Source organism: Actinomyces timonensis DSM 23838, from assembly GCF_000295095.1.
Classification (GTDB): domain Bacteria; phylum Actinomycetota; class Actinomycetes; order Actinomycetales; family Actinomycetaceae; genus Actinomyces; species Actinomyces timonensis.
In genome coordinates this window covers 1,009,925-1,023,755 of the sequence record NZ_JH806632.1, presented here as the reverse complement: position 1 = coordinate 1,023,755, position 13,831 = coordinate 1,009,925, and the positions used below count along the sequence as shown (strand labels likewise).

Sequence of the window (13,831 nt, the reverse complement as noted above, 5' to 3'; positions counted from 1 at the left end):
GCCGTTGGCGCCGCCGCCTTCCTGGAGAGGCGGCGGCCCCAACGCCTCGCGCGAGCCCGGCTGTGACTCCTTCGAGATAATGAGTATGGGTATCGCAAAAGCGGGTCCGCCTCGTCCCCAACGAGCCCGCGCCGGATGCCCGCGACACCCCTATCCCCGTTATCCAGGAGCAATCTGTGCGCTTCTCCCCGCTCACGTGCCTTGGCGCCGCTGCCGCCGATCCCGCCGTCGCCTCCGTGCGCCGCGAGCGCCTCTACCACCCCACCGAGCACGTCGCCCGAGACCTCGAGGGCGTGCCCGCGGCGCTCAAGAGCCACAAGGCGGATGGCACGGGCTCGCTCATCGCCGTCCTCGACTCCGGTATCGACCCCTCCCACCCGGACCTGCGCCTGGACGACTGCGGCGCGGCCAACATCAAGGAGGTCAACCCCTCTGGCGGCTTGTTCACCTGCAAGGTCCCCAACGGCTACAACTACGCCGATGAGTCCTTCGAGATCCGCGACCTGACGGAGTCGCAGCACGGCCAGCACGTCGCCGGCATCGCCGCCGCCAACGGATCGCAGGGCGCCGAGCCCGACTTCGAGACGTCGCGGCGCATCGACGGCGTCGCCCCCAACGCCCAGCTGCTGGCCATGAAGGTCTTCTCCAATGACGCGCACGAGCACGACGCCCGTGACTCGGACATCATCGCCGCCATCGAGGACTCGGTGAAGATGGGCGCAGACGTCATCAACATGTCCCTGGGCGGCCCCAACGGGGTGCGCGACTCCTCCAACGGCGCCTGGACCGCCATCGAGCGAGCGCGTGAGGCCGGTTGCTCACCGTCGTCGCCGCGGGCAACGAGGGACTCAACTTCTCCCCGAACCAGGAGACCCAGGACCTCGTCGGCCGCTTCGACGACGGGACGGTGGGCGACCCCGCCGTCCACGGATCGGCGCTGACCGTCGCCTCGCTGGACAACACCCGCGTCACCGCCCCGCACGGGACCCTCGGCGGGGGGGATGGCGCCCTGCGCTTCGCCTACCAGCTCGGCTCCGGCACCACCCTGACGGGCTCCCACCCCCTGATCCACGTGGGCCTGGGCCGCGCCGAGGACTACGCCGCCGGCGCCGACCTCACAGGGGCCGTCGCGCTGGCCGAGCGCGGCGAGAACGCCTACGCGGACAAGATCGCCCAGGCTCAGGCCCGCGGCGCCGTCGGCGTCCTCGTCTACAACTCCGAGGAGGGCGGCGAGCTCTTCCCGGGGATGGGCGGCTTGGAGGACGTGACGCTCTTCTCCGGCTCCCTGCGCCGCAGCGAGGGCCTGGCCCTGCGCGACGCCCTGGCCGCCAAGCCGGCCCAGCAGGTCGGCGCCGGGCTCGCGCAGATCGACAAGGCCCTGGACACCCCTGTGACCGCGACCGTCGACGGCTCGCCCTCGGTGGCGCTGCGCGAGGTGAGCGCCCCCAGGACCTTCACCGTCACCCTCACCAACCGCGGTGACGCGGACGCCACCTACACGGTGCCCGCCCAGCAGGTCATCACGGAGACCAACGCCGCTGGCGAGGCCACCTCCACGCTCGTGTCCTCGGAGACCCTCAGCGCCTCGGCCGAGGCGCTGACCGTCCCCGCGGGCGGTACCGCCACCGTGGACTTCACCCTGTCCCCGGACACGGCCTCCACCCACTTCATCGAGGGCTGGGCGAAGCTCGCCTCCAGCACCGGGGCGCCCGATCTCGTCGTGCCCTACCTGGGATTCGTGGGCGACTGGAACGCCGAGAGCATCATCCAGCCCGCCGGCCAGACCTGGGGGCCCGGCGCCGTCGAGGACACCACCGCGCTGGTGGGCCCCATGCCCTCCTCCGTCCTGCCCTTCGACGACGGCAAGGGAACCGTCCGGGCCATGTCCCCCAACGGCGACGGTCACCTCGACTCCGCCATTCCCAGCCTGCTCCTCATGCGCAACGCCCGCACCATCCGATACTCGGTGCTGGACTCGGCTGGGAACCAGGTCATCGACCTCGGCGATGACGAGAACATCAGCCGCTACATCGGCGGCGTCGACGAGGAGGGCAAGGCCATCCTCGGAGCGGACGGCACCGTCAACGTCACCGGCCGGGTGACCGACGACCGGGCCAAGCCCTCGGGCATGACGCTCAACATGAACGGCCAGTCCGTCGCCATCAACGACGACGGCACCTTCACCCTGGCTGCCTCGGTGGACGGGGAGACCAACTACCTCGGCTTCGTCGCCAGCGACGGCGCCAACACCGGCTACAAGGTCGTCCCCATCAAGGGCCGGGGGGAGACCCGCTCCGAGGCCACCGTCGCCATCAGCAACGGCGAGTGCAGCCCCGCCGGGAACTGCTACCTCACCTCCGCCAATACCGATCGCACCGCCGACGGCGTCTTCAACGCGCGCGGAACGACGAGCGGGGGAGTGGCGAGCATCGACTTCATCCCCGCCTCGCGCGCCACCGAGGACGGCAAGCTCACCGAGGGCACGCCCATCAGCGCCACCATGGCCGACGATGACACCTTCACCGTGCCCCTGCCCGCGCCCATGGGCATGAGCACCTTCCGCATGGTCGCGCGCGACGCCGCCGGGAAGGTTGTCGTGGAGTCCCTCATCAACCTCTACGTCGACATCAAGCCGCCCTCGATCGACTTCACCGAGCCGGTCCTCTACGGCGGCGAGCTGTACACGAGTGCCGACTCCGTGGACTTCAAGGGAACGATCTCCGACGACGGGTGGGGCTACAAGCTGCGCCTCAACAATGAGATGGCGGCGGACTTCCACCGCTACAACAACCCCGGCGCGAAGGTGAACAAGCGCGACTTCGCGGAGAGCCTCGCGGTCAAGGACGGGGACACGATCCTCGTCGACGCCACCGATGAGGTCTACAACGCCGTGCGCGCCACCATCCCCGTCCACGTGGACAAGGAGGCGCCCGGCGCCACCCTGTCCGGGGTCAAGGACGGCGAGGTCATCCGCGACCGCCGTGAGCTGAGCGCCACCGCCACCGACTCCCACCTGGCCTCCCTGGAGGTGAGCGTGGACGGCAAGGCGCTGGGCTCGGCGGCGACGGCGCGCGCCAAGCAGCGCACCGACGTCGAGGCCGTGCTGGCCCCCGTGGGCCGCCCTCAGGCGGACGGCGACGGGCACGGCCACGGTGGCGACGACGGCCACGGCCACGCGCACGGGCGCGCCGAGGCCGCCGCCGGCGCCGGTGGAACTGAGGCCGCCGAGGCCGCCGAGGGCGCCGCTGCGGGAGGGGCCGGCGGAGGCGCCGCTGCCGCTGCCGGAGATGCTGGCGCTGGGAACGCTGCGGGCGATGCTGCCGCCGCTGGCGCCGGGGAGGCCGCTCCCGGGACTCCCTTCGCCGAGGCGACTGACTCGGCGGACGCGGGCTCGCTCAGCATCCCCGTGCCGACGGCGGATATGACCGCCGGGGCGCACGTCGTCGTCGTGACGGCCACGGACCTCGCGGGCAACACGACGACGGCGACCATCCCCGTCGTCGTGGACGCCGACGCGGTCATCAACGGGCCGGACTTGGCCACGGTGACCGTCGACCGCGGGGCGCTGGCCGATCAGGCCGCCGTGGCGGCGAAGGTCCTGGAGAACTACTCCGTGACCGACGACGGCTCCGCCACCGCCGCGGGCGACACGACGCTGTCGCTGGCGCCGAACACGGTCCTCACTGAGGGGGCGAACGCGGTCACGCTGGTGGCCACGGATGCCGCCGGGCGGGTTGTCACCCGCCAGGTGACGATCACGATCGCCTACCAGGAGCAGCCGCCGTCGGGCGACGGCTCTGGTGGTTCCGGCGGTGGCACTGGCGGTGGCTCGGGTCCGGGCGTGCGCCCGAGCCAGCCGGGCCAGATGCCCGTCCCGCTGCCGGGGCCCGGTGTCTCGGAGGACGCTGGTCTTCCCGCCACGGGGCGGCCCCCGATGAACGCGGGGAAGGTCGCCAGCACCGGTGCCGATGTGCCGGGGATGCTCGGCCTGGCCGCCGCTGCGGCGCTCGCCGGCGCGGCTCTCGTGTGGCGCCGTCGCCGGAGCGCGGCAGCCCATGGCAGCGCCGACGAGTGACGACGCGCTGAACTCGCAGTGAGCTCGCACTGAGGCCTGCTCGGAGTCGGCGCTGAGCCGGCACTGAGCGGGCGGAGCGCGACGCCAATATCGCACTAGATGAGGAAAAATTTTCCGCAATAGCGTCACTTAAGATAGGGTGTGAGCATGCTGCTGGCATTCTCTGTCACCAACTTCCGATGCTTCACGGACGAGGCCGTCCTCGATCTCGTCCGCCCGTCCCTGAAGACCCTCACCCCCAAGCCTGGCTCCTCCTGGATCCAGGAGACCCAGCGCGTGGCCGCGATCTACGGCGCCAACGCGTCCGGCAAGTCGACCCTGCTTGATGCCCTTGAGGTGCTGCGCCGCGCGATCGACGGTCGGCGCGGCATCCTCCACCAGCCAGACAGGTTCAGGCCGGATGCCGCGGAGCCCACCACCTACCGACTCGAGTTCACCGCCGATGAGCGGCGCTTCTCCTACACGCTCAAGGCTGAGGCCTGGGGTATCTCGAGTGAGGAACTCTGGGAGGTCGGCGCGCGATGGAAGAAGGTCTTCACGCGGGGCCAGGCGAACGCGGACGCCCCCTTGGAGGTCTCAACGGCTTCCTCTCTTCGCGGCCCCAATCGTGAGGTCAAGAAGCTCACGGGTGTGGATGACCTCTTCCTCGCTGTGGCCTTCCGCTACCACCACGAGACCCTCTTCCCTCTTGTTCAGGCGCTGCGCGCCACTTCGTTCATCCATCACACAGACGAAGAGAGGCTCGCGCGGATCCGCTGGCTGACAACCCGGCTCGCCAAAGCCCCCGAGATGTGGACCAACGCAACCGCTGTGCTCGCCCAGATGGCGGACCTGGGGGTCCTTCGCGTCGAGCTCGAGGAGCAGGAGGTCCACCCGAAGGTGCTGGAGGAGATCCGCTCGCTGATCGGCCGCCCTCAGGGCGAGGATGCTGAGATCCCCGACGAGCTGCTTCGCCGGCTCCGCCATTCTCTCGCCTTTATCCATCGTGGTCCTGACGGTGCGGAGTGCCGTCTAGGTCTTGGCGCTCAGAGCGAGGGCACCCTCACCTGGCTCGCGACCGCTGGCCCTGCCGTCGATACCTTGCGGCGCGGGGGAGTGCTCGTCGTTGACGAGCTTGACGCGAGCCTTCATCCCCACCTCACCGCCGCGCTGATCGAGATGTTCCAAGACCCGGATCTCAACACGACCGGCGCCCAGCTCATCGCCACCACCCATGACGCCTCGCTGCTGGGCAATGCGCCGACTCCCAGGCTTGAGGCGGCGGAGGCATGGTTCTGCGAGAAGGATGACGACGGTTCCTCAATCATCTACTCGTTGGCTGATTTCACCGATCTGCGCCGGGGCAGCAACAAGGAGAAGCGCTACCTCGTCGGTGCTCTCGGTGGAGTGCCCAGGGTCGACTCTTCCGGCTTGCGCCGCGTCCTCGCGGCAACGGAGGCCTGAGATGGGCCGACGGCGTCCCCAGAGGCGAATGCCCCGCGAGCAGCGCCGGGCGATCCTCGTGGTCACGAACGGTTGGCGGACCGAGAAGGCGTACGTGGAGCGCCTCAAACGGGAGGTTGGGCGGTCAATCGCCCTCACCGTCCGCTTCATCAACGGAGATCCTCGCACCCTTATCAAGGAACTCTCGGGGGATCGCTCGAACCTCACTGACTTCGACGAGATCTGGATCATCGTCGACCACGACGGCACGGATCGATCCGACTTCTTGCGGGCCTGCGAAAGACTGAGCAGGAAGAAACACCCAGTCCACGGCGTCGTCTCCGTCCCCTGCTTCGAGGTGTGGCTCACTGCCCATTACGAGCAGGTGCGCAACTACCAGGACCAACGTGACGCCCAGCGTCATTACGCGCAGATTGCGCATGTGCCCCAGGATAAGGAGAAGCACCTCCCCGAGGACTTCCCGTGGGATGCCGTCGCGGACGCCGCCTGGCGCTGCCGCCTCGCGGGCGTCCCCGAGCCGCCGATCGACACCCAGGGCCCCTGCCCGTCGACGACGATGCCGCACCTCATGCACAGCCTCGGACTCCTCTGAGGCCGGACCGGTCTCGATCCTGATGTCGACCGGTCTCGGCGGGCGAGGCGCGCGGGACCACCTCCATGAAACGGCTTGCAGTATCTTGCAGGCGGGCGCACACTTACCTTGTCCCTGGCGCCCTGACCGGTAAGAACAACGACGTTCCTTGGAGACGACCATGCCCCATCCCTCCACTCCACAATCGCGGCCCACCTCCCGGGCGCTCCTGACAGGCCTGCTCGCCACCCTCAGCCTGGCGCTCGCGCTCCTCGGGGTCACCGGGCTCACCGTGCCCCCGCCCGCCTCCGCGGCCCCCGACGCCGAGGCCATCTCCCTGCCCGGCACCCACAACACGGCCATGGGCTGCGCCGCCGACTGGAGCCCCGACTGCGCTGCCGCCACCCTCACCAAGGACCCCGAGTCCGGCATCCACACGGGTACCTTCACCCTGCCGGCCGGGACCTACCAGTACAAGGTCGCCGTCGGCGGCACCTGGGACACCAACTACGGCAAGGACGGCGCCCCCGGCGGCGGCGACATCGAGTACACCACCGCTGGCGGGCCCATCACCTTCTACTACGACCCCGCCACCCACCGCGCCTGGAGCACCGCCGACGGCCCCACCATCACCCTGCCGGGCGACTTCCAGTCCGCGCTCGGCTGCACCCAGGGCGACCAGGGCGGCAACTGGGCCCCCGCCTGCCTCGCCACTCTCATGCACCCCAACGGCGACGGAACCTGGTCCTACTCCACCTCCTCGCTGCCGCCTGGAACGCACCAGGTGAAGGTCGCCCACGGCCTGGCCTGGGATGAGAACTACGGCGTCGACGGCGCCGCCGGTGGGGAGAACTACAGCTTCACCACCAAGGCCGGCGAGCAGGTCCACTTCACCTACACCCTCGCCGACCACCGCCTGGGCATCACCACCGCGAGCCCCGGCGTCGCCGGCGTCGGCGAATCCCGCGCCTACTGGATCGACGAGACCACCCTGGCCTGGCCCGTCAGCCTCCTGCCCGCCGGGGTGAGCCGTGACGCCGTCGTCGATGCCCAGGGCTCGCCCGTTCCCGGGGCTCCCATCTCGCTCAGCCTCGTCACCGCCCCCGACGGCGGGGCCGCCGTCACCGACGGAGTCGTCACCGGCGGCACCCTCACACCGCTGCGCATCACCGGGGACCTGCCCGCCTCCGTCCTCATGGCCCACCCGAACCTCCGGGGCTACATCGCCGCCAGCCTCACCGGCGCCGACGGCGCCCCCGCCCTCACCCGAGCGCAGGTGGAGGAGGCCCTGACCGGGCAGGTCGGCGTCGTCCAGCAGGGGGCGGACGGAACCGGCGCCACCGCCTTCACCGGCATCCAGCTCGCCCCCGCCCTCGACGCCCTCTTCCCCGCCAGCGCCCGCGACGGCTCCGCCCCGCTCGGCGTCGTCTGGGACGGGGCGCGCCCCTCCTTCCACCTGTGGGCCCCCACCGCCAAGAGCGCCACCCTGCTCACCTGGGGCACGGCGTCGGAGACCGGCAGCGCCCCTGAGGCGGGAGGCGAGGCCGTGCGCACCGCCGCCACCCGTGGGCCCGACGGCCGCTGGAGCGTGGACAACGCCGACGGCGCCATCGCCGCGGGCTCCCAGTACCTGTGGGAGGTGCGGGTCTACGTGCCCGCCACAGGCAAGGTCGAGACCAACCTCGTCACCGACCCCTACTCCACGGCCCTGACCACCGACTCCACTCGGTCCGTCGCCGTGGATGCCTCCGCGCCCTCGCTCGCCCCCCAGCAGTGGTCCAGCGCCACCGCCCCGACCCTCGCCAACGACGCCGCCCACACCATCTACGAGCTGCACGTTCGCGACTTTTCCATTCACGACGCCACCGTGCCGGAGTCCTACCGCGGCACCTACCGCGCCTTCACGCAGTCCGACTCCGACGGCATGAAGCACCTGCGCTCCCTCGCCGATGCCGGCATGAACACCATCCACCTCCTGCCGACCTTCGACATCGCCACCATCCCCGAGGACCGCGCCAAGCAGGTGACCGCCCCCGTTCCCGACGCCGGTCCCGCCAGCGAGGAGCAACAGGCCGCCGTCGCCTCCACCGCGGACACCGACGGCTTCAACTGGGGCTACGACCCCTACCACTACACCGCCCCCGAGGGCTCCTACGCCACCGCTGAGAACCAGAACGGCGGGGCGCGCATCATGGAGTACCGCGAGATGGTCGGCGCGCTCCACGGCGCCGGCTACCAGGTGGTCCTCGACCAGGTCTTCAACCACACCCCCGCCTCGGGGCAGGACGCGACCTCCGTCCTCGACCGCGTCGTGCCCGGCTACTACCAGCGGCTCAAGGCCGACGGCGTGGTGGAGAACTCCACCTGCTGCTCCAACACGGCCAGTGAGAACGCCATGATGGAGCGCCTCATGATCGACTCCGTGGTCACCTGGGCCCGTGACTACCACGTCGACGGCTTCCGCTTCGACCTCATGGGTCACCACTCCAAGGACACGATGGTGCGCCTGCGCGACGCGCTGCGCGCCCTCACCCCGGACAAGGACGGCGTCGACGGCTCGGCCATCTACCTCTACGGCGAGGGCTGGAACTTCGGCGAGGTCGCCAACAACGCCCTGTTCCAGCAGGCCACCCAGGGTCAGCTCGGCGGCACCGGCATCGGCACCTTCAACGACCGCCTGCGCGACGCCGTCCACGGCGGTGGCCCCTTCGACGACGACCACCGCACCTACCAGGGATTCGGGACCGGCGCCGTCACCGACCCCAACGGGCTCGACCCGCGCCCTGAGGCCGATCAGAAGGCCGACCTCGCCCACCGCACCGACCTCGTGCGCATCGGCCTGGCCGGCAACCTCTCCGACTACTCCTTCACTGCCTCCGACGGGACCGTGCGCACCGGCGCCGAGCTCGACTACAACGGGGCCAAGGCCGGATACGCCTCCTCACCCGAGGAATCGGTCAACTACGTCGACGCCCACGACAATGAGACCCTCTACGACCTCGGCGTCTTCAAGCTCCGAACCGACCTCCCCATGGCAGACCGCGTCCGCATGAACACTGTCAGCCTGGCCACCGTCGCGCTCGGGCAGTCGCCGTCGTTCTGGGCGGCCGGAACCGATGGCCTGCGCTCGAAGTCCCTCGACCGCGACTCCTACAACTCCGGTGACCACTTCAACGCCATCGACTGGTCCGGACAGGACAACGGCTTCGGCAAGGGACTGCCGGTGAAGTCCAAGAACGGTGAGAAGTGGCCGATCATGACGCCGCTGCTCCAGGACCCCACCCTCAAGCCGTCGGCCGCGGATATCTCCGCCGCGCAGGCCCAGTCCATGGACCTGCTGCGACTGCGCTCCTCCACGCCCCTGTTCAGCCTCGGCGACGCCGGGCTCATCAAGGCCAAGCTGAGCTTCCCCGGCTCCGGGCCCGAGCAGGCCCCCGGTGTCATCACCATGCTCGTGAACGACCCCGCGGACGGCTCTGCGGGCGGCGTCGACTCCGACCCCGCGCTCGCGGGCGTCCTCACCGTCTTCAACGCCTCGGATGAGCCGATCACCCAGGTGGTCCCGGGGCTGGCCGGGCGGGGCTTCGCGCTGTCGGACGTGCAGGCCGCTGGCACTGACGAGGTCGTCAAGGGCACCACCTTCGACGCCGCCACCGGCACGGTGACCGTGCCCGCGCGCACCGTCGCGGTGCTCACCGAGAAGCAGGGGGCGACGCCGCAGCCGAGCCCGACGCCGGATCCGAGCCCCGCGCCGAGCCCCGACCCGACACCCGCTCCCAGCCCAAGCCCGGCGCCTGATCCGTCGGCGTCGGGGTGGGTGTGGACCGGCAGCGCCTGGACGTATGTCGACCCGGCCACGGGCCAGGCGGTCACCGGCTGGCTCAAGGACGCCGGGTCCTGGTACTACCTCGACCCGGCCACCGGGGCCATGGCCACCGGATGGGTGAGGGTGGGGACCCTGTGGTACTACCTGCGCCCCGACGGCGCCATGGCCACCGGCTGGACCGCCGTGGGCGGGCACTGGTACTTCCTCGAGCCCGCCTGGGGCCACATGATCACCGGGTGGATCGCCACCGGCGGCCACTGGTACTACCTGGCCCCCGACGGGGCCATGGCCGCCGGCTGGCAGTGGATCAACGGAGCCTGGTACTACCTGGACGGCCGCACGGGGGCGATGCGCACCGGATGGCTCAAGGAGGGAGCCTCCTGGTACTACCTCGACCCCGCCACCGGCCGCCTGACCCCCTAACCCCCACCCCTTGATCGCCGAGACCGGGCGAACAGCACCGCGAAACCGGGCGGTTTTCCACAGATCGGAATCTCGCCGTGCTGTTCGCCCGGTCTCGGCGAAGGGGGTGGATCGCGGGGGCTGGGCATGGGAGGGTGAGCCCATGAAGGACGCGAGGGGGCGTCGGCGCACCGCGCCCAGTGCCCACCATGAGGCACCGGTCAAGCACGAGGTCCCCGGGGCGCGCGAGTCCCGCGCCTATTGGCTCGACGCCACCACGCTCGCCTGGCCCGCGAGCCTCCTGCCCGCTGGCGTGCTCCCCTCCGACCTCGGCTCGACCGCCCGCCCGCCAGTCTCCTTCGACCTCATCGTCAGCCCGCGCGGCGGTACCGCGGTCGCGGAGGGCCTGCTCAGCCTCGGCGACGGCGCCCTCGTCGTCCCCCTCATCGTCGCGGGCATCCTCGACGACGTCCTGCCCGAGGCGCTCAGCACGCACCCGCCGCTCGCCGGCTACCTGGCGCTGAGCACGCGGGACCCCATCGCCGGGCGCCGCCTGCCCGACGACTCCGTCGCGGCCGCCCTCACCGGCCAGCTCACGATCGTCCAGCGCACCGTTGATACCGACGCCGTCGGGCACTGGATCACCGCCTGCACCGGCGTCCAGATCTGGCCGCTCCTCGACCTCCTCTACGGCGGCGCCGCCAGCCGCGATGGCTCGGCGCCGCTCGGCCCCACGTGGGGCGGCACCGGTGCTCACGACGACGGGCCGGCCTTCGCCCTCTGGGCCCCCACCGCCGTCGAGGTCGCGCTCCTGAGCTGGTCCACGGGAGACCGCACCGGCTCCGTCCCCCTCGTCGACGGCGAGCCCCTGCGCACCCCCGCCCAGCGCCGCGCGGACGGCCGCTGGGAGGTGCCCGCGAGCCCCCGCATCAGCACGGGGGACCAGTACCTGTGGGAGGTGCGGGTCTATGTCCCCGAGACCGGGCGCATCGAGACCAACCTCGTCACCGACCCCTACTCCACTGCCCTGACGATGGACTCGCGGCGCAGCGTCGCCGTGGACCTCACCGACCCCGCCCTCGCCCCCTCCACATGGGCTGGCCAAGCCGCCCCCGCCGCGGGCAGCGAGCTCGGGGGCGACGCCGCCCGCGCCATCTACGAGCTCCACGTGCGCGACTTCTCCGCCGCCGACCCCACCTGCCCGCCCGAGCTGCGCGGCACCTACGCGGCCTTCGGCGCGGACACTGCCGGGACCCGTAGCCTGCGCGAACTCGCCGATGCCGGCATCGACACCCTCCACCTCCTGCCGACCTTCGACATCGCCTCCATCCCCGAGGACCGATCCGCTCAGGCCATCCCCGACATTCCCGCCGACGCCCACCCGGCCTCGCGCCGTCCCCAGGCCGCGATCGCCGCCGTCGCCGACGACGACGCCTACAACTGGGGCTACGGCCCCTTCCACTGGGGCGTCCCCGAGGGCTCCTACGCGCGTGACGGACATCAGGACGGCGGTGCCCGGATCATCGAGATGCGCGAGATGATCGGCGCCCTGCACGCCATGGGCCTTCAGGTGGTGCTCGATCAGGTCTACAACCACACCGCGGCCAGCGGGCAGGACCCGCGCTCCGTGCTCGACCGCATCGTCCCCTGCTACTACCACCGCCTCGACTCCACGGGTGCCATCGAGGCCTCCACCTGCGCGAACAACATCGCCACCGAGCGGGCCATGGCCGAGCGCCTCATGATCGACATGTGCGTGCGCTGGGCGCGCGACTACCGGGCCGACGGCTTCCGATTCGACCTCATGGGCCACCATTCCGCGGCCACCATGCGCGCCGTGCGCGACGCCCTGCGCGCGGAGGCGGCCGAGGCGATCGGCCACGAGCCCTTCCTCTACGGGGAGGGCTGGAACTTCGGCGAGGTGGAGGACAACCGCCTCTTCGTCCAGGCCACCCAGGGCCAACTGGCCGGGAGCGGCATCGGCTGCTTCAACGACCGCCTGCGCGACGCGCTGCGCGGCGGAAGCGTCGTGGACGCCGACCCGAGGGAGAGCCAGGGGCTGGCGACCGGCCTGGCGCAACCGCCCTCGCCCTTCGACGCCCGTCCCACGCATGGCCGGGAAGCGGATCTCATCTGGCGCGGCGACCTCATCCGCATCGCCCTTGCGGGCAACCTGCGCGACGTCGTGCTGCACTCCGGCTGCGGCCGCTGGGTGCGGGGCGACGAGCTGCGTTACGGCACGGACCCCGCTGCCTTCGGCTCGGCGCCGGCGGAGTCCATCAACTATGTGGATGCCCATGACGACGAGACCCTCTTCGACATCCTCGCCTACAAGCTGCGCCCGGACGAGCCGATGGAGGCCCGGGCCCGCATGGCGGCGCTGTGCCTGGGCGTGGTGGCGCTCGGGCAGTCGCCGTCGTTCTGGGGCGCTGGTGCGGAGATGCTGCGCTCGAAGTCCCTCGACCGCGATTCCTACAACTCCGGTGACCACTTCAACGCCCTCGACTGGTCCTGCGCGGACAACGGCTGGGGTCACGGCCTTCCCCCGGCCGAGCGCAACTTCGATCGCTGGCTCATACAGGCCGGGCTGCTCACCCGCCCCGAGCTGCGGCCCACCGCCGAGCGCATCGCGGCGACCCGGGCCCAATGCCTCGACTTCCTGCGGCTGCGGCGCTCCACCCCGCTGCTCGCCCTGGGCAGCGCCGAGCTCATCCGGGAGCGGGTCTCCTTCCCCTTCACCGGTGATCCGGGTGTCATCGTCATGGTGATCGACGACGGCGCTGGGCCCGGTGATCTCGACCCGACCCTCGACGGCCTCGCCGTGGTCATCAACGCGAGAGCTGGCGAGGCGGTGGTGCGCCCAGAGGCGATGACGGGGCGCCGATTCCATCTTGGCCCCATCCAGGCCCAGGGCGCGGACGACGTCGTCAAGGGGACCGTGTTCGATCCGGCCACGGGTGAGCTGCGCGTTCCTGGGCGCACGGTGGCAGTCCTCGTCGAGCTCTAAGGGCGGGGGTGCGGGGCCGTGTGGCCCCTTCAGGTTGCCTTGAGGGGTGTGGGGTCCTGCCGCCCGGCGGCGGGTGAGGGGCGCTGGTAGGTGAGGAGCCCCGAGAAACAGCGTGGGCCCGTCTCGAAAGAGACGGGCCCACGCTCCGCACAGGAAGGTGAACGAATATGGGGTGCTACCTCAACAGAGGAAGCCCCAGAAGTAGGCACAGCGGATGTACCAGTAGTTCGGGGCGACCGCGTTGCCGGACTGATCGAACTGGGAGGCGGCCTGGGGAGCCTGGGGGCTCGCCTCAGCGGCCGAGGCGGCCGGGGCGACAGCGGTGAGGAGGGAGGCGGCGAGGAGGGCGCCTGCCAGGGTGCGACGACGGGTCACGATGATCTCCTAGGGGTCAGGGAGCTCTGTTATGGCTCCATTGTTGTGGAGCCATGGGACAACGGCATCACCCCAAGGGTCAAGGGGCGTCATCCTTTGGTAGGACGGTCTTGTCTCAGGAGGGTCTCAGGC

The 13,831-nt window shown here is 70.9% G+C and carries 7 protein-coding genes; 6 read left to right on the top strand and 1 reads right to left on the bottom strand.

What is annotated here, in order from left to right; translation table 11 throughout:
- Positions 1-176 precede the first annotated feature (176 nt).
- From A1QA_RS16455 to pulA (A1QA_RS0104555), 6 genes are all read left to right on the top strand, one after another.
- Positions 177-941: a S8 family serine peptidase gene (locus A1QA_RS16455; RefSeq protein WP_017177748.1), complete on the top strand. Its 765-nt coding sequence runs from the start codon at positions 177-179 to the stop codon at positions 939-941.
- Positions 908-4,075 (top strand): Fn3-like domain-containing protein, encoded by a 3,168-nt coding sequence (locus A1QA_RS0104575; protein WP_341858221.1) that lies wholly within the window; start codon positions 908-910, stop codon positions 4,073-4,075. Before A1QA_RS16455 ends, A1QA_RS0104575 begins: the two co-directional genes overlap by 34 nt.
- 147 nt (positions 4,076-4,222) lie before the next feature.
- Positions 4,223-5,518 carry an AAA family ATPase gene (locus A1QA_RS0104570; RefSeq protein ID WP_017177746.1) on the top strand — a complete coding sequence of 432 codons (1,296 nt, stop codon included), beginning with the start codon at positions 4,223-4,225 and terminating at the stop codon, positions 5,516-5,518.
- Positions 5,519-5,612: 94 nt separating this feature from the next.
- On the top strand, positions 5,613-6,110 hold the full coding sequence (locus A1QA_RS0104565) for an RloB family protein (RefSeq protein WP_425265724.1): 498 nt from the start codon (positions 5,613-5,615) through the stop codon (positions 6,108-6,110).
- A gap of 160 nt (positions 6,111-6,270) precedes the next feature.
- The gene (gene pulA, locus A1QA_RS0104560; RefSeq protein ID WP_017177744.1) at positions 6,271-10,338 is read left to right on the top strand and encodes a pullulanase-type alpha-1,6-glucosidase; all 4,068 of its coding nucleotides are present in this window, start codon (positions 6,271-6,273) and stop codon (positions 10,336-10,338) included.
- A gap of 142 nt (positions 10,339-10,480) precedes the next feature.
- Positions 10,481-13,324: a pullulanase-type alpha-1,6-glucosidase gene (gene pulA, locus A1QA_RS0104555; protein WP_017177743.1), complete on the top strand. Its 2,844-nt coding sequence runs from the start codon at positions 10,481-10,483 to the stop codon at positions 13,322-13,324.
- Between the two features lie 180 nt (positions 13,325-13,504).
- Here pulA (A1QA_RS0104555) and A1QA_RS0104550 read toward each other — a convergent pair whose 3' ends face one another.
- Positions 13,505-13,699: a hypothetical protein gene (locus A1QA_RS0104550; RefSeq protein WP_017177742.1), complete on the bottom strand. Its 195-nt coding sequence runs from the start codon at positions 13,697-13,699 to the stop codon at positions 13,505-13,507.
- Positions 13,700-13,831 lie beyond the last annotated feature (132 nt).

What these genes read in the sequence shown, in the direction of transcription:
- A1QA_RS0104570 (WP_017177746.1), top strand. Translation starts at nt 4,223, where the DNA reads ATGCTGCTGGCATTCTCTGTCACCAACTTCCGATGCTTCACGGACGAG.
- pulA (WP_017177744.1), top strand. Translation starts at nt 6,271, where the DNA reads ATGCCCCATCCCTCCACTCCACAATCGCGGCCCACCTCCCGGGCGCTC.
- pulA (WP_017177743.1), top strand. Translation starts at nt 10,481, where the DNA reads ATGAAGGACGCGAGGGGGCGTCGGCGCACCGCGCCCAGTGCCCACCAT.